This is a genomic window from Minwuia thermotolerans, assembly GCF_002924445.1.
In the GTDB taxonomy this organism is placed as follows: Bacteria; Pseudomonadota; Alphaproteobacteria; order Minwuiales; family Minwuiaceae; genus Minwuia; species Minwuia thermotolerans.
The window spans coordinates 336,763-351,694 of the sequence record NZ_PIGG01000026.1 but is presented as its reverse complement, the minus strand read 5'-3'; the positions used below and the strand labels follow the sequence as shown (position 1 = coordinate 351,694).

Below are 14,932 nucleotides of genomic sequence, written 5' to 3'. Positions count from 1 at the left end.
GCCGTTCCAGTTCGCATTCAAGCGGCTGGCCAGTCCGCGGGCGGCGTGCTATCCGCCGCCGAGGCGGAGCTTCTCCAACCTTTCGAGCCGGATTCATGACCACCCTGACCGCTACCCCCATGGGCAAGATACCCCTGAAGGGCGAGATCGCAGCGCCGGGCGACAAGTCGATCTCCCACCGGTCGCTGATGTTCGGCGCGCTGGCCGTAGGCCCGACCCGGATAACGGGCCTGCTGGAAGGCGAGGACGTGCGCGCGACCGCCCGCGCCGTCGCCGCGCTCGGCGCCGGAGTGGAGCGCACCGGCGAGGGCGCCTGGACGGTGCATGGCGTCGGCGTCGGCGGACTGGCCGAACCCGAATGCGCGCTCGATCTGGGCAATTCCGGCACCGGCGCCCGCCTGCTCATGGGCATGGTCGCCGGCTGCCCGATCACGGCGACATTCACCGGCGACGCCTCGCTCTCGCGGCGGCCGATGAGCCGGGTCATCGAGCCGCTCAGCCGCATGGGCGCGGTCTTTCATGGCCGCGAGGGCGGCCGCCTGCCCATCACGCTGACCGGCCCGGCCGACGTCATGCCGATCGATTACAGAAGCCCGGTGGCCTCGGCGCAGGTGAAGTCCGCGGTGCTGCTGGCCGGGCTGAACGCCGCCGGACGCACCACGGTGCGGGAGCCGGCGGCCTCCCGCGATCACACCGAAAACATGCTGCGCAGCTTCGGTGCGGCCGTCGAGACCCGGACCGAGGACGGAATGATCGTGGTCACGGTCGACGGCCAGCCCGAACTGGCGCCCCAGGACATCGCCGTGCCGGGGGATCCATCCTCGGCCGCCTTCGCGGCGGTTGCGGCGCTGATCCTGCCCGGCAGCGAGGTCACGATCCGCAATGTCGGGCTCAATCCGCTGCGGGCCGGCCTGTTCGAGGTGCTGACGGCGATGGGCGGCGAGATCGACGTCCTGGACCGGCGCGAGGAAGGCGGCGAGCCCGTCGGCGACCTGCGCGTCCGGGGCGGCGCGCTGAAGGGCGCCGGCGCGCCGCCCGCCAATGCGGCGGCGATGATCGACGAATATCCGATCCTCTGCATCGCGGCGGCGCTGGCGGAGGGCCGGACGGAGATGCGCGGCATCGAGGAACTCCGCGTCAAGGAGAGCGACCGCATCGCCCTGATGGTCAACGGCCTGCGCGCCGCAGGCGTCGAGGTCGAAGAGCACGAGGACGGCATGACCGTTTCCGGTTCCGGCGGCCGGCCGCCGGCCGGCGGCTGCGAGATCGACGCCAGTCACGATCACCGCATCGCCATGAGCTTCCTGGTGCTGGGTCTGGCCTGCGCGCAGCCCATTGCCGTCACCGGCGCCGAGACCATCGCCACCAGCTACCCGGCCTTCACCGACCATTTCGCCCGGCTGGGCGCCGACATTCAGAGCCGCTGAGGGACGAGATCGAGACGATGAGCGATACCGAGCTGACCGCCCTGCTGACCCGCATCGCCGATGCGCTGGAGCGCATCGCGCCGCCGACGCTGAAGCCGGCGGACATGAGCCGGGCCTCGGCCTTCGTCTGGCATGCGGAGAGCGCCTCGCTGCAGCCGGTGCCGGTGGTCAACCATGTCGAGATGGGCCTGCTGCGCGGCATCGATCACGTGCGCGGCATCCTGACCGACAACACCCGCCGCTTCGCCAGCGGCCACCCGGCGAACAACGCCCTGCTCTGGGGCGCGCGCGGCATGGGCAAGAGTTCGCTGGTCAAGGCCGCGCACGCGGCCGTCAATGCAGAGACCGGCGGCCGTCTGGTCCTGATCGAGATCCACCGCGAGGACATTGCCTCCCTGCCCCGCCTGCTCGGCGTGCTGAAGGACCATCCCGACCGGCGCTTCATCCTGTTCTGCGACGATCTCTCCTTCGACCACGACGACACCGCCTACAAGTCGCTGAAGGCGGTGCTGGAAGGCGGTATCGAGGGCCGCCCGGCGAACGTGATCTTCTACGCGACCTCCAACCGCCGCCACCTGATGCCCCGCGACATGGTCGAAAACGAACGCTCGACGGCGATCAACCCCTCCGAGGCGGTGGAGGAGAAAGTCTCGCTCTCGGACCGCTTCGGTCTCTGGCTCGGCTTCCATTCCTGCAGCCAGCAGGACTACCTGGAGATGGTCCGCGGCTATTGCGACAGCTACGGACTGGAGATCGACGACGAAACCCTCCGCGCCGAGGCGGTGGAATGGGCGACCACGCGCGGCGCGCGGTCGGGCCGCGTCGCCTGGCAGTACATCCAGGATCTGGCCGGCCGGCAGGGCAAGCCGCTCGACTAGAATGCCAGAGCGGCGGCCAGCAGAACGGTCGCCAGGGCGCAGCCGATCAGCGGCACGCTGAACCAGAAGCGCCAGGCGATCAGCGTGTAGAGCGCGCTGACCGCCAATGCGGGATATTCAAGCCACGGCGTCGCGTCACCGGCGGCAAGCACGATCAACAGGGCGAACAACATTGCGCCCAGGCTGTGGCTCAGGTGAAAGCCCAGGATGTTGCGCCAGAAATCATGCCCCTTCGGCACGATCGCGGTCGTCGTCTGCTGCATGCCTTCCAGCAGCGCCCGGTCCCGGGGGCGGAAGTATTTCGGGCCACGCACGATGTCGTTCAGGGCGTAGAGCAGGTGCAGCCCGCCCAGCGCCGCGTAGATCCCCGCGGCGAGGAAGAAGAGGATATCCATCGGCTCACTTCCGGAAACTGCGCGGCACAACCGCCGACGCCCGATCGATAATGGCGCTATCGCCAAGAATGGCGAGCCTTCTAGCCGAGTTCCGCGAACGCGGGCGCGTAGTCGATCCGCCCCGTCGTGGCCGGCATCGTTCCCTCGAGCGGCAGGGCCATCAGATAGGGGCCCGACCAGGCGCAGTCGAAGCCGGCGGCGAGTTCGGCCCGGAAGCCGAAGCGGCAATAATAGGCCGGATCACCCAGCACGAAGACGGCCCGCCATCCGCCCTCCCGGGCCCTGCGCAGCGCTTTCCGGATCAGCCGGTCCGCGACTCCCTGGCCGCGATGCGCCGCCAATATGCCGACCGGACCGAGACCCAGAGCGGGGAACGCCGCGCGCATCCGGGAGAGCATGACGTGACCGATCACGTCGCCGGCCCGGTCGGCGACAAGTTCGATCGCGGCGTCGCCATCCAGCCGCAGCCGTTCGACCAGGTCGGCCTCCGCCGCCGTGGGGAAAGCCTCCAGGTGGACACGCCGGATCGCCGCATGGTTCTCGGGTCCGGGCGTGCGCAGCGTCGGATTCACGACGCCGAGGCGGCCACGGGCAGGGATCCCAGTTCCTTGCGGGGATCGAGGGCCTTGCGGCCCTTGCGGATCTCGAAATGGAGTTGCGCCGGATTGACCCCGCCCGATGTGCCGACGGTGGCGATCGGATCGCCGCGCGAGACCTTGCGCCCGCGCTCCACCAGCATGTCGTCGAGATGGGCGTAGGCGGTGGTCAGACCGTCGCCGTGGCGGATCAGGATCAGGTTGCCGAAGCCGCGCAGCTCGTTGCCGGCATAGACCACCGTGCCGCTTTCGGCCGCGATCACGCGCGCGCCGCGCGGCGCGGCGATGTTGACGCCGTCATTGTGGAGGCCGCCCGGTTTCGGGCCGAAACCGGAGATCACGCGACCGCTAACGGGCCAGATGAGACCCGGCGGAGCCGGCGGCGTGGCGGGCGGGCGCGGGGCCGTGGCGACATCCGTGCGGCCGGCCGCCGGCGAGGTCGTGACCGAGGGCTGCGCCTCGGGCGGCCGCGACGGCAACTCGGCCACCTGAACGCTGCTGGCCGGGCGGGGGTCGAAATCCCGCGGCCTTGGCGGCGGCAGCGGCGGCGGCGCGACGGCCCGCGCAACACGGATCGCCGGTTCGACACGGGATCCCCCCGGAATACGCAGGATCTGGCGCGGATGGACGCGATGCGGCGGCCCGATCTCGTTCAGCCGCGCCAGTTCGTAACGGCCCACGTCATAGCGTTCGGCGATGGTCGAGAGCGATTCGCCCGTCTCGACACGGTGCAGGCGCAGATCCGGCACGAACAGGCGCTGACCGATGTGCAGGGTATAGGGCGGCTGGAGGCCATTCGCCTCGATCAGATCGCGTACCGGCACGCCGGTCTTCCGGGCAATGCCCCAGGCGGTGTCGCCCTGCCGCACCAGCACGACCCCGCCCAGATTGCTGTTGGCGTCGTGCACCGGCGCGGGCGTGGTGCGCGGCCCGCAGGCGGCTGCGGCAAACAGGGCGAGCAACAGGCCGAGGCGAATCACCATGGGCGGAAGGTACGGGCGGCCCACCCGGCGCACAAGAAAACCCTCAGCTCTCGCCGGGCAGGCCCGAGACCAGCGGCACGAAACGCACCGGCAGGATGTTCTCCCGGGAGATCTCGCCGTTCTCGCCCTTCGTCACGCGCACGATCTGCTGGCTGGTCGAGCTGTCGCCCACCGGGATCAGCATCATGCCGCCGGGCGCGAGCTGATCGATCAGCGCCTTCGGTGGCTCGCCGAAGGCGGCGGCCGTGACCAGAATCCGGTCGAAGGGGGCCTGGGCGGGCCAGCCCTTCATGCCGTCGCCATGCAGGGTGACGACGTTGTGCAGCCCGAGTTCCTCCAGAACCCGGCGCGCCTCGAGATAGAGCCCTCGGTGGCGTTCGATCGTGTAGACGCGCCGGCATATCTGCGCCAGCACCGCGGCCTGGTAGCCCGAGCCCGTGCCGATCTCCAGCACCTTCATGCGATGGCCCAGCTTCAGCTTCTCGGTCATGAAGGCGACGACATAGGGCTGGCTGATGGTCTGTCCCTGACGGATCGGCAGGGGCATGTTGTCATAGGCCTGGTGGCGCAGCGCGGGATCGATGAACTTCTCCCGCGGCACCTTCTCGATCGCGCCGAGCACTGCCGCATCCGTGATGCCCTCCCGGCGCAGTTCCATGATCAGCCTGATCTTGCGGTCGGCATCGCCCATGATCGGCGCTCAGTCCCCGAACACCCGGCCCATCTCTGCCAGGGACCGGGGATCGGTGAGGTCGAGGCTGATGGGCGTCACCGAGATGCCTTCGCGCCAGATCACCCCGATGTCCGTGCCCGGCTCGGGCAGATGCCGCTGGCGGCGCAGGCCGATCCAGAAATAGGGCACGTTGCGCCCGTCGACACGGGCGTCGATGGTGATGTCGGACTGATCGCGCCGGCCATGGGGGACCACGTGAACCCCCTTCACATCGTCGGGCTCGACGTCGGGAAAGTTGACGTTCATCAGCACGTCGGCCGGCCAGCCCTTGTCGACCAGCTTGCGGATGATGTCCGGCGCATGGCGTTCCGCCGTCTGCCAGCGGATGTCCTGGCCGAAATAGCCGACCTGGCTGAGCGCGATCGAGGGCACGCCCAACAGCGTCGCCTCCATCGCCGCGGCGACAGTGCCCGAATAGGTCACGTCCTCGGCCAGATTGGCGCCGCGGTTGACTCCGGAAAGCACCAGGTCGGGCACGCCCTGGACCACCTTGCGAAGTGCCATCATCACGCAGTCGGTCGGCGTGCCGGCAACCGCGAAGCGGCGGTCGTCCAGCTTCTGCATGCGCAGCGGATTGGTCAGGCTGAGCGAATGGCCCGCGCCGCTCTGCTCGTGCGCCGGCGCGACGATCCAGATGTCGTCGGTCAGCTCCCGCGCGATATTCTCCAGCGTCTTCAGGCCGGGCGCGTGAATGCCGTCGTCATTGGTCAGCAGGATCTTCATGGGTTCGCCTTCACTTGCCGCCGATCACGTCGACGCCGCCCATATAGGGCTTCAGGACCTCCGGCACGCGGACGGTCCCGTCTTCCTGCTGGTAGTTCTCCAACACTGCGATCAGGGTCCGCCCGACCGCCAGCCCCGAGCCATTGAGCGTATGGACGAAGCGGGTCCGCTTCTCGCCCTCGGGGCGATAGCGGGCGTTCATCCGCCGGGCCTGATAGTCGCCGCAGTTGGAGCACGACGAAATCTCGCGATAGCGGCCCTGTCCGGGCAGCCAGACTTCCAGGTCGTAGGTCTTGCGCGCCGCCGCGCCCATGTCGCCGCTGGACAGCAGCATCACCTGATAGGCCAGTCCCAGCCGCTGCAGCAGGGTCTCTGCGCAGCCGGTCATGCGCTCCAGTTCCTCGTCGGAGCGGTCGTCCGTTGTAACGCAGACCATTTCCACCTTCGAGAACTGGTGCTGGCGAATCATGCCGCGGGTGTCGCGTCCAGCCGCCCCCGCCTCCGAGCGGAAGCAGGGCGTCAGCGCGGCCACGCGGACGGGCAGTTCCTCCGGCGCCAGGATCTGCTCCCGCACCAGGTTGGTGAGCGGCAGTTCGGCGGTCGGAATCAGCCAGAAGCCGTTCTCGGTCCGGAACAGGTCTTCGGAGAATTTCGGAAGCTGGCCGGTGCCGAAGGCCGCTTCGTCGCGGACCAGCAGCGGCGGATTGATCTCGGTGTAGCCGAATTCCTCCGTCTGGCAGTCGATGAAGAAATTGGCGATGGCGCGCTCCAGCCGGGCAAGCTGGCCGCGCAGCACCACGAAGCGCGAACCCGAAATGGCGGCCGCGGCGTCGAAGTCCATCAGGCCGAGCCCCTCGCCGATCTCGTAGTGCTCCTTCGGTTCGAAGCCGAATTCGGGGCGTTCGCCGACCTGCCGCACGAGCTTGTTGGCGCCCTCGTCGGCACCGACGGGCACGTCCGCCGCCGGCAGGTTCGGTATGCCGGCCAGGCGCTCATCCAGTTCGGCGGCACGCTGGCGGTCCTGCTCCTCCAGCCCCTGGACCGCCGCTTTCAGGTCGGCGGTCGCCTGCATCAGCCGCTGGGCCTCCGCCTCGTCGCCCGAGCCCTTGGCCTTGCCGATCTGCTTTGCGGCCGCATTGCGCTCGGCCTGCCTGGCCTGCAACTCCTGCTGGACCGCCAGGCGGGCCTCGTAGATCGCGATCAGGTCGGCGGCGCGGATGTCGAGGCCGCGCGCGGCGACGCCGCGGTCGAAGGCCTCCGGATTGTCGCGAATCCAGCGAATGTCATGCATGGCGGGACTGTCGTTTCAGGGAGTTGAGACTGGCCGGGTTATAGGCCCCGGTCCGGCCGGCGTCCACCCGGTCAGCCGTCCTCTTCCTCGGCCTCGGCGCGGGTGCGTTTCCGTTCCACGACGACGGCGCAGAGGATCGAGAGTTCGTAGAGAATGATGATCGGAATGGCGAGCGTGATCTGGCTGATGGGGTCCGGCGGCGTGATGATCGCGGCGACCACGAAGACGCCGACGATGGCGTATTTCCGCTTCGCCCGCATCCCCGCCGCCGTGGCCAGGCCGACGCGCGCCAGCAGGGTCAGCAGGACCGGGAGCTGGAAGCAGAGCCCGAAGGCGAAGATCAGTTTCATCACCAGCGAAAGATACTCGCCCACCTTGGGCTCCAGCTGGATCGCCAGCGACGAATCGCCCGACGGCGCCTCGAAGGACAGGAAGAACTGCCACGCCATGGGCATGACCAGGAAGTAGACCATGGAGCCGCCGATCAGGAACAGGATCGGAGTCGCCACAAGGAAGGGGGCGAAGGCCTTCTTCTCGTTGCGGTAGAGCCCGGGCGCCACGAACATGTAGATCTGGCTGGCGATGATCGGGAAGGCGAGCATGAACGCCGCCCAGAAGGCCACCTTGATGTAGGTGAAGAAGGCCTCGTGCAGGGCGGTGAAGATCATCCGCCGGCCCTTTTCCGCACCCACCAGGTCGACCAGCGGCTGCATCAGGAAGGCGTAGATCGCTTCGGCGAAGTAGAAGCAGAAGATGAAGGCGACGATGATCGCCGCGACCGAGTACATCAGCCGGTTGCGCAACTCCACCAGGTGCTGCATCAGCGGCTGCTTGTTGTCCGATACCTCGTCATAGGCGTCGCCGCCGTCGGGGCTGTTGGCCGCATCGGTCATGGATCAGCCGGCCTTTCCGGCGGTCTTGGGTTCGGTCCGGGGTCCGGACCCCGTCTCCAGCGCGTCCGGCGGTTCCTGGGAGGCCGCGGCCTCGCCCTGTCCCTCGGAGACGTCCCGGTCCTTGCCGTCGGCCGGCTTCTTCGGCGTCGCACGTGGTTCGGCGAAGGGACTGTCGAACATGCCGTCGTCGCTGCCCGAGGGGTCCAGCAGGCTCTCCGGCCGCGTGCTGTCCGTGATGTCCTTCTTCAGCTTGTCCAGTTCGGCCTCGCGCGCCACGTCGTCCATCGTCCGCTGAAAATCGCGGGCGACGCCTCGCGCCTTGCTGAGAAGCTGGGAGACGGTGCGCAGCACGGTCGGCAGTTCCTTCGGCCCGAAGATCAGGACCGTCAGAACGGCAACCACCAGAAGCTCGGACCATCCGAGATCAAGCATCAGGATAAGCCTGTCGGTTGGCGCGCCGCAGCGGCGCGCCCGGGACGCGTTGTCAGGACGAGGTTGCCTTGTCCTTGTCCTCGGTCACCTTGGCGTTGGCGTTCGCCGTGGCGTCTTCCTTGTTCTGGGCCTCTTCTTCGCTGATGCCCTTCTTGAAGCTCTTGATGCCCTTGCCGACGTCGCCGAGGATGCTGGAAATCTTGCCTCGACCGCCGAACAGCAGCAGCACCACGGCCAGAACGATCAGCCAGTGCCAGATGCTGAAAGTACCCATAGATGAAACTCCATCACTTGCGGTTCCGGCGGCGGGCCGGCGTCATGGACGCGCCGCCGCCAAGGGGTTCGGTCCCTTATAGAGCTATATGGCCCTTTCAGGAAAAAGAATCAGCCTCTGCGGGTCAACGGTGACGCGAATTCGCTCGCCGGTCCCCGGCGGACGCTCCGTTGTGCGGGCCCTCAGCTGCAGCCCGGCTTCCGTCTCCAGGGCGACCCGCCAGTAGGCGCCGATCAGACGGATATCGGTCACCGCCGCCTCCACACCGTCACCCGCACCGTCCGCGTCGAGCACCATGGCCTCCGGGCGGATCACCGCAAGCGCCCGGCCTTCCGCCGCCCCGGCGGCCGGGAACGACCCGAGCGGCGTCGCCGCGATGCCGTCCTCCACGTTCGCCGGGATCTCGTTGACCGGCCCGAAGAAGCGCGCCATGAACGGATCCGCCGGCCGCAGGTAGACTTCCTCCGCCGGTCCCACCTGGACCAGCCGGCCCGCCTGCATCACCGCGATACGTTCGGCCATGCGCATGGCCTCCTCCGGATCGTGCGTGACCAGCAGCACGGTGGCGCCCAGGCCCTTCAGCAGGGAGAGCGTCTCGTCGCGCACCGAATTGCGCAGCGTGACGTCAAGATTGGCAAAGGGCTCGTCCATCAGCATCAGCCGCGGTTCCGGCGCCAGCGCGCGCGCCAGGGCGACCCTCTGCTGCTCGCCGCCCGAGAGCTGGTGGGGATAGACGTCCGCGCGGCCGGTCAGCCCGACCCTGGCCAGCATCGCCATCGCCCGTTCCTGCCGGTTGCCCGCAGTCATGTGCTTCAGGCCGAAGGCGACGTTGCCAGCGACGGTGAGATGAGGGAACAGCGCGTAATCCTGAAAGACCATGCCGACGCGACGCTGTTCGGGCGGCAAGGCCCGGCCGGGCTCGGCGACCACGCGGCCGTCGATCTCGATCCGGCCCGCCTGCAGTTCTTCGAGGCCGGCGGCCAGCCGCAGGCTGGTCGTCTTGCCGCAGCCCGAGGGCCCCAGCAGGCAGAGTATCTCACCCTCGGCAAGGTCGAGCGACAGCCCGTCGACGGCCTTCAGCGGGCCGAACCGGTGGGTCACGTCGGAGAAGCGGAGCTTGGCCAAGCGAAAGGCCCCTGCGGGTGAAGATCGTCGAGCGGCGGTGATAGTCCGTCTCGGTCAGCGGCGCAATTGGCGCGTGTCTCAAGCGGCGCCGTCGTCTCCGCCGTCATCGAACAGGCCGGGATCGCGCGGCTCCGCCGAAAGCAGACCGGTAGCCTTGAGTTCGTCGATGCCCGGCAGGTCGTTCAGGCTGGCGAGCCCGAAATGGATCAGGAACTCGTCGGAGGTGCCATAGGTCAGCGGACGCCCCGGCGTCTGCCGCCGGCCGCGCGGGCGCACCCAGCCGGTCTCCATCAGCACGTCCATGGTGCCCTTGGAGACCGCGACGCCGCGCAGTTCCTCGATCTCTGCGCGGGTGACGGGCTGATGGTAGGCGATGATGGCCAACGTCTCCACGGCGGCGCGGGAGAGCTTCTTCGGCGTCACCCGGTGCTCGGCCAGGGCATCGGCAAGGTCCGGTGCGGTGCGGAACAGCCACTTGCCGTTGACCTGGACAGGCTCCACGCCACGCCCCCGGTAGTCCTCGGCCAGCGCGGCGAGCACCACGGTCGGGTCCACCCCTTCGGGCAACCGGCGCTGGATGGTCGCCAGATCCAGAGGCTCCGCGGCGGCGAAGAGCAGCGCCTCGACCACGCGGACATGGTCGCGGTCGACGCTCATGCCTTGTCCCGGCGCCGGATGTAGATGGGTCCGAAACTGCGGCCCTGCCGGATCTCGATGTCGCCCTGCTTGGCCAGTTCCAGCGCCGCCAGCAGGGTCGACGCGGTCGCCGACCGGCGGGTGAAGGGATGGGCGATGGCCGGCGGCAGAAAGGCCTGCAGGCTGGACCATTCGGGCAACGCGCCGAGCAGCTTGCGCATGCGTTCCAGAGCCATCTCCACGCTGATCACCTTGTCGCGGCGGATACGCAGCGGCTCGCTGTCGCCCCTGGCCTCCAGGTGGACCGAATAGGCTTTCAGAAGGTCGTAGTAGTCGCAGGTCCATGCCGAACTGCGCTGGACCCGGATGCCCTCCGGCGCGCCGCGGCGATGGAAATCCTGGCCCTCGCGGGCGCGTTCAAGCAGTCTGGCGGCGGCCTGCCGCATGGCCTGAAGGCGCCGAAGCTGCCAGTTGAGCCGGGCCGCCATCTCCTGCGCGGAGGGCTCATCCTCGGGCTCCGGATCCGGAATCAGCAGGCGCGATTTCAGATAGGCCAGCCAGGCGGCCATCACGAGGTAGTCTGCCGCGAGTTCCAGGCGCAGTTCGCGGGCTTTCTCGACATAGTCGAGATACTGCTCCGCCAGCGCGAGCATGGAGATCCGGGCGAGATCGACCTTCTGGTCGCGGGCCAGATCGAGCAGCAGGTCGAGCGGTCCCTCATAGGCGCCCAGATCGACGACGAGCCGCTGACCGGGGGCCTCGCGCGGGGCGTCCTCCTCGAAATCGGCTGCGCTCTGGTTCATCGCGGTCGGGTCCGTGTGATTCGCCGGAACGTCATTATCGCAGCTTCAGACGAGGGCTTCACCCAGTTCGGCCAGCAATTGCGCACGGTCCACGGAGTCAGGCGCCTGCCGCGCGGCCGAGAGCCGGCTCCAGCGCTCCACGGCGGCCGGCGAGAATCCGCCGATCGCCTCGGCCACGGCAGTCATCACGGCGAAGTCGCCGGAGCATTGCAGCACCGCGTCGCACCCCGCCGACAGGGCCGCACGCGCAAGGTCGCCCGGCGCGCCGTCCAGCGCCTTCATGTCGATGTCGTCGGAGACGAGAAAGCCGTCGAAACCGCACCAGCCGCGGATGATCCCTTCGACGATCTGCGTCGACAGGGTGGCCGGCAGGTCCGGGTCGATCGCCGGATAGCGGATATGGGCGGTCATGGCGATCGGCGCGCAGTCGGCCGCCCGGCGGAAGGCAGCGAAATCCGTGGCTTCCAGCAACACCGGCTCGGTTTCGACCACGGGCAGTTCCAGATGGCTGTCCACCCAGGCCCGGCCATGCCCCGGCCAATGCTTGCTGACGGCCAGGATCCCGCCCGCCGCCAGGCCGTCGGCCATGGCCCTGCCCAGCAACGCGACGACCTCCGGGTCCGCATGAAAGGCGCGGTCGCCGATGACGTCGTGTCCGCCCGTCTGCGCGAGGTCGAGCACCGGCGCGCAGACAATGTCGAAGCCCGCGGCCGCCGCCTGGTCGGCGATGATCCGGCCCAGCAGCCAGGCCGCATACTCGCCGTCCTGCGGGTCGCGGTCGAACGCCTGTCCGATCCGGCGGGCCGAAGGCAGCGCCTCCCAGTGCGGCGGCGACAGGCGCTGGACGCGTCCGCCTTCCTGATCCACCCAGAGACAGGGACCCGCAGCGTCCAGCGCGCCGCGCACCGCGTCTGTCAGCCGCCGGACCTGATCGGGATTGTCCACGTTGCGGCGGAACAGGATCACGCCCAGGGGTCTGTGATCGGCCAGAAAGGCGGCCTCCTCCGGTTTCAGTTCGGTTCCGGCAATGCCGAAGACGGCGGGGATCAAGGCGTCACCGCTTCACCGCAAGACAGTCCTGCCCGCTGTCCTTCAGCCGGGCGCAGAACGCCAGCGCCGCCTCCCTGGAGGCGAAACTGCCGGTGCGCAGGCGGTAGAAGACGCCATTGGCCCCGGTGTCGACGCGGGTGACCGTGGGCCGCAGGTCGCCCAGCAGCGCTTCGTGACGGCCCTGGACCCTTTGCCAGGTGGCCGTGGCGTCCGCCTCTTCACGCAACGCGGCGATCTGCACCTGCCAGGGGCCGTCCGCATCCGCCGCCGGGGCAGCCGCAGAAGCTTGCGGCGCTGGCTTCGGCTCGGCTTTCGCGGCCGGTTCGGGCCGGGCCGGCGGCGGCGCCGGACGGTCGGCAACCTCCTTCTCCTCCAGCGCGGGTGCGGCGGGGCGTTCTTCGACCACGACCGCAGGTTCGGCGCTCTCCGGACCGGCATCGCCAGGCGCGGCCTCCTGCGCCGTGACCGTAGCCGTGTCCGCGACCGGTGCGGGCTGCGGCTCCGGCTCTGGCTCCGGCTCCGGCTCGGCAAGCGGCGCCTCGACGGCGGGGAGCAGCCGCTCCACCCTCGCCTCGCCGCGCTCCGCCGCAGGCTTGAAGGTGTCGTAGACCTGCTTGTCCCTGTCCGGAACATCGACGCCGCCGGGATCCTCCGGCTTCTCCCGGTCAGGACCATCCGGCGCGCGGACGATCGGAACGGCCTGACCGCCGGCCGCGGTCTGCGCGTCCCCATCGTCCCGGACACCGAACCAGGCGACGAGGGCGAAGGCCATGACGGCGATCAGCAGGACGAAGCCCGCGATCAGCCGCCACCGGCCCTGGCCCTCCGCCTGGCGGGCCATCAGCGCATCTCCTCCACCGGCGTCACGCCAAGCACGCCGAGACCGCTGCGCAACACCGTCCTGACGCCCTCCACCATGGCCAGCCGCGCCAGGGTCAGTGCGGGATCGCCGGGCTGGATGAACCGCAGCTCGTCCGCGTCGCGCCCCTTGGTCCAGTAACCGTGGAACGCCGAAGCCAGATCATGCAGGTAGAAGGCGAGCCGATGGGGTTCGGAGGCTTCCGCGGCCTGTTCGATCGTGCGCGGCCACGCCGCCATCAGCCTGATCAGCGCCAATTCCTCGGGATGGGTGAGCGGCGCGAGGTCGGCGGCGATCAGCGCCTCCCGCGACAGATCGAGGCCGGCGATCTCCTGTTCGGCGTTGCGGAACACCGAGCAGCAGCGGGCGTGGGCATACTGCACGTAGAATACCGGGTTGTCCCGCGACTGCTCCATGACCTTCGCGAAATCGAAGTCCAGCGGCGCTTCGTTCTTGCGGGTCAGCAGCATGAAGCGCACGGCGTCCCGGCCGACGCGGTCGACCACGTCGCGCAGCGTGATGAAGGTTCCCGCGCGTTTCGACATCTTCGCCGGTTCGCCGTTTTCGTAGAGATGAACCAGCTGGCAGAGCTTTATGGTCAGCCGCCCCCGGTCATTGGTCACGGCCCGCGTCGCCGCCACCATGCGCTTCACATAGCCCCCGTGATCGGCGCCAAAGACATCGATCATGTCGGCGAAGCCGCGACGGTACTTGTCGAGATGATAGGCGATGTCGGCGGCGAAATAGGTCCAGTCACCGTTCGACTTCCTGAGCGGCCGGTCCACGTCGTCGCCCCAGTCGGTCGCCCGGAACAGCAGTTGCGGCCGGGGTTCCCAGTCTTCCGGCGTCTTGCCCTTGGGCGGTTCCAGCACGCCCGTGTAGACCTGGTCGCGGCTCTCCAGTTCGTCGACCACGTCCTGGATACGGCCGTCCCGGTGCAGGCTGAGCTCCGACGTGAAGATCTCCTGCTTGATGCCGATGGCGGCGAGATCGTCGCGGATCAGCGCCATCATCCGCTCCACGGCGAAGCTCCTCAGCGGGGCCAGCCACTCGCTTTCGGGCAGGTCGAGCCAGCGGTCCTGGTCGCGCTCCGCCAGTTCCCGGGCCGGTTCGATCAGATAGTCGCCGGGATAGAGGCCCTCCGGCATCTCGCCCGCGTCAACGCCCAGCGCCTCGCGGTAGCGGTGGTGGAGCGACCGCGCGAGCGCGTCGATCTGGTTGCCGGCGTCATTGATGTAGTATTCGCGGGTGACGTCGAACCCGGCCTTGTCGAGCAGACCGGCCAGCGCGTCGCCGAACACCGCTCCGCGGGCGTGGCCGACATGCAGCGGACCGGTCGGATTGGCCGAGACGTACTCCACATTGATCGCCCGCCCGGCGCCCATCTCGCTGTCGCCGAACGCTTGGCCGCGGCGCAGGATCTCCTGCAGCCGCGCCTGCCAGAAACCCTGATCGAGGCGGATGTTGATGAAGCCGGGTCCGGCGATCTCCACACTCTCGACGCCGGCCAGCGCCGCGATGCCGGGTTTCAGCGCCTCGGCGATGTCGCGGGGCTTCATGCCCGCCTGACGCGCCAGGGCCATCGCCGCGTTGCTCGCCAGATCGCCATGGGCGGCGTCACGCGGCGGCTCCACGCCGACGACGCTGCTGTCGATGCCGGCGGGCAGTGCGCCACAGGCGTGCACGACCTCCCGGATCATCTCTCGGAACTGCTCGAAGATGTTCATTGCGAATCGCTCGATCTGACGGGGCCGCAGACTATAGAATTCGGGCGCGGGCGGCCAACGGCGGCACCCGTGCGCCCTGCCGGCCGATTGACAATCTCGGCCAGCGG

At 68.9% G+C, this 14,932-nt stretch carries 17 protein-coding genes; 2 read left to right on the top strand and 15 right to left on the bottom strand.

What is annotated here, in order from left to right; translation table 11 throughout:
• Positions 1–95: 95 nt before the first annotated feature.
• Both aroA and CWC60_RS07490 read left to right on the top strand, forming a co-directional pair.
• Positions 96–1,427, top strand: coding sequence for a 3-phosphoshikimate 1-carboxyvinyltransferase (gene aroA / locus CWC60_RS07495; protein WP_109793356.1), 1,332 nt, complete (start codon positions 96–98; stop codon positions 1,425–1,427).
• A gap of 17 nt (positions 1,428–1,444) precedes the next feature.
• The gene (locus CWC60_RS07490; protein WP_109793355.1) at positions 1,445–2,305 is read left to right on the top strand and encodes an ATP-binding protein; all 861 of its coding nucleotides are present in this window, start codon (positions 1,445–1,447) and stop codon (positions 2,303–2,305) included.
• Here the strand turns inward: CWC60_RS07490 and CWC60_RS07485 are convergent.
• From CWC60_RS07485 to argS, 15 genes are all read right to left on the bottom strand, one after another.
• Entirely contained in the window at positions 2,302–2,700 is a 399-nt protein-coding gene (locus CWC60_RS07485) for an LIC_13387 family protein (protein WP_109793354.1), read from the bottom strand. The two genes, CWC60_RS07490 and CWC60_RS07485, sit on opposite strands and share 4 nt — an antisense overlap.
• 80 nt (positions 2,701–2,780) lie before the next feature.
• Entirely contained in the window at positions 2,781–3,272 is a 492-nt protein-coding gene (locus CWC60_RS07480) for a GNAT family N-acetyltransferase (protein ID WP_206419812.1), read from the bottom strand.
• Positions 3,269–4,279 carry a M23 family metallopeptidase gene (locus CWC60_RS07475; RefSeq protein WP_109793353.1) on the bottom strand — a complete coding sequence of 337 codons (1,011 nt, stop codon included), beginning with the start codon at positions 4,277–4,279 and terminating at the stop codon, positions 3,269–3,271. The genes CWC60_RS07480 and CWC60_RS07475 overlap by 4 nt, the downstream gene beginning before the upstream one ends.
• Before the next feature lie 43 nt (positions 4,280–4,322).
• The gene (locus CWC60_RS07470; protein ID WP_109793352.1) at positions 4,323–4,970 is read right to left on the bottom strand and encodes a protein-L-isoaspartate(D-aspartate) O-methyltransferase; all 648 of its coding nucleotides are present in this window, start codon (positions 4,968–4,970) and stop codon (positions 4,323–4,325) included.
• Positions 4,971–4,979: 9 nt separating this feature from the next.
• Positions 4,980–5,735: a 5'/3'-nucleotidase SurE gene (gene surE / locus CWC60_RS07465; RefSeq protein ID WP_109793351.1), complete on the bottom strand. Its 756-nt coding sequence runs from the start codon at positions 5,733–5,735 to the stop codon at positions 4,980–4,982.
• A gap of 10 nt (positions 5,736–5,745) precedes the next feature.
• Positions 5,746–7,026, bottom strand: coding sequence for a serine--tRNA ligase (gene serS / locus CWC60_RS07460; RefSeq protein ID WP_109793350.1), 1,281 nt, complete (start codon positions 7,024–7,026; stop codon positions 5,746–5,748).
• Positions 7,027–7,097: 71 nt separating this feature from the next.
• Positions 7,098–7,919 carry a twin-arginine translocase subunit TatC gene (gene tatC / locus CWC60_RS07455; protein WP_109793349.1) on the bottom strand — a complete coding sequence of 274 codons (822 nt, stop codon included), beginning with the start codon at positions 7,917–7,919 and terminating at the stop codon, positions 7,098–7,100.
• Positions 7,920–7,922: 3 nt separating this feature from the next.
• Complete coding sequence (tatB, locus tag CWC60_RS07450; RefSeq protein WP_109793348.1) at positions 7,923–8,351, bottom strand: Sec-independent protein translocase protein TatB; 429 nt, start codon at positions 8,349–8,351, stop codon at positions 7,923–7,925.
• A 52-nt stretch (positions 8,352–8,403) separates the two neighbouring features.
• Positions 8,404–8,625 (bottom strand): twin-arginine translocase TatA/TatE family subunit, encoded by a 222-nt coding sequence (locus tag CWC60_RS07445; protein WP_109793347.1) that lies wholly within the window; start codon positions 8,623–8,625, stop codon positions 8,404–8,406.
• A gap of 84 nt (positions 8,626–8,709) precedes the next feature.
• Positions 8,710–9,750 carry an ABC transporter ATP-binding protein gene (locus tag CWC60_RS07440; RefSeq protein ID WP_109793346.1) on the bottom strand — a complete coding sequence of 347 codons (1,041 nt, stop codon included), beginning with the start codon at positions 9,748–9,750 and terminating at the stop codon, positions 8,710–8,712.
• Between the two features lie 78 nt (positions 9,751–9,828).
• Entirely contained in the window at positions 9,829–10,407 is a 579-nt protein-coding gene (scpB, locus tag CWC60_RS07435) for an SMC-Scp complex subunit ScpB (RefSeq protein WP_109793345.1), read from the bottom strand.
• Positions 10,404–11,189 carry a segregation and condensation protein A gene (locus CWC60_RS07430; RefSeq protein WP_109793344.1) on the bottom strand — a complete coding sequence of 262 codons (786 nt, stop codon included), beginning with the start codon at positions 11,187–11,189 and terminating at the stop codon, positions 10,404–10,406. The genes scpB and CWC60_RS07430 overlap by 4 nt, the downstream gene beginning before the upstream one ends.
• A gap of 45 nt (positions 11,190–11,234) precedes the next feature.
• Entirely contained in the window at positions 11,235–12,239 is a 1,005-nt protein-coding gene (nagZ, locus tag CWC60_RS07425) for a beta-N-acetylhexosaminidase (RefSeq protein ID WP_109793343.1), read from the bottom strand.
• Positions 12,240–12,243: 4 nt separating this feature from the next.
• On the bottom strand, positions 12,244–13,080 hold the full coding sequence (locus CWC60_RS07420; protein ID WP_109793342.1) for an SPOR domain-containing protein: 837 nt from the start codon (positions 13,078–13,080) through the stop codon (positions 12,244–12,246).
• Positions 13,080–14,825: an arginine--tRNA ligase gene (argS, locus tag CWC60_RS07415; protein WP_109793341.1), complete on the bottom strand. Its 1,746-nt coding sequence runs from the start codon at positions 14,823–14,825 to the stop codon at positions 13,080–13,082. Before argS ends, CWC60_RS07420 begins: the two co-directional genes overlap by 1 nt.
• Between the last annotated feature and the right edge of the window lie 107 nt (positions 14,826–14,932).

Coding starts and splice junctions, on each gene's coding strand:
- scpB (WP_109793345.1), bottom strand. CDS start 10,407: ATGAGCGTCGACCGCGACCATGTCCGCGTGGTCGAGGCGCTGCTCTTC.
- serS (WP_109793350.1), bottom strand. CDS start 7,026: ATGCATGACATTCGCTGGATTCGCGACAATCCGGAGGCCTTCGACCGC.
- tatB (WP_109793348.1), bottom strand. CDS start 8,351: ATGCTTGATCTCGGATGGTCCGAGCTTCTGGTGGTTGCCGTTCTGACG.
- surE (WP_109793351.1), bottom strand. CDS start 5,735: ATGAAGATCCTGCTGACCAATGACGACGGCATTCACGCGCCCGGCCTG.
- argS (WP_109793341.1), bottom strand. CDS start 14,825: ATGAACATCTTCGAGCAGTTCCGAGAGATGATCCGGGAGGTCGTGCAC.
- CWC60_RS07420 (WP_109793342.1), bottom strand. CDS start 13,080: ATGGCCCGCCAGGCGGAGGGCCAGGGCCGGTGGCGGCTGATCGCGGGC.
- CWC60_RS07485 (WP_109793354.1), bottom strand. CDS start 2,700: ATGGATATCCTCTTCTTCCTCGCCGCGGGGATCTACGCGGCGCTGGGC.
- tatC (WP_109793349.1), bottom strand. CDS start 7,919: ATGACCGATGCGGCCAACAGCCCCGACGGCGGCGACGCCTATGACGAG.
- CWC60_RS07445 (WP_109793347.1), bottom strand. CDS start 8,625: ATGGGTACTTTCAGCATCTGGCACTGGCTGATCGTTCTGGCCGTGGTG.
- aroA (WP_109793356.1), top strand. CDS start 96: ATGACCACCCTGACCGCTACCCCCATGGGCAAGATACCCCTGAAGGGC.
- CWC60_RS07475 (WP_109793353.1), bottom strand. CDS start 4,279: ATGGTGATTCGCCTCGGCCTGTTGCTCGCCCTGTTTGCCGCAGCCGCC.
- CWC60_RS07470 (WP_109793352.1), bottom strand. CDS start 4,970: ATGGGCGATGCCGACCGCAAGATCAGGCTGATCATGGAACTGCGCCGG.
- CWC60_RS07430 (WP_109793344.1), bottom strand. CDS start 11,189: ATGAACCAGAGCGCAGCCGATTTCGAGGAGGACGCCCCGCGCGAGGCC.
- CWC60_RS07490 (WP_109793355.1), top strand. CDS start 1,445: ATGAGCGATACCGAGCTGACCGCCCTGCTGACCCGCATCGCCGATGCG.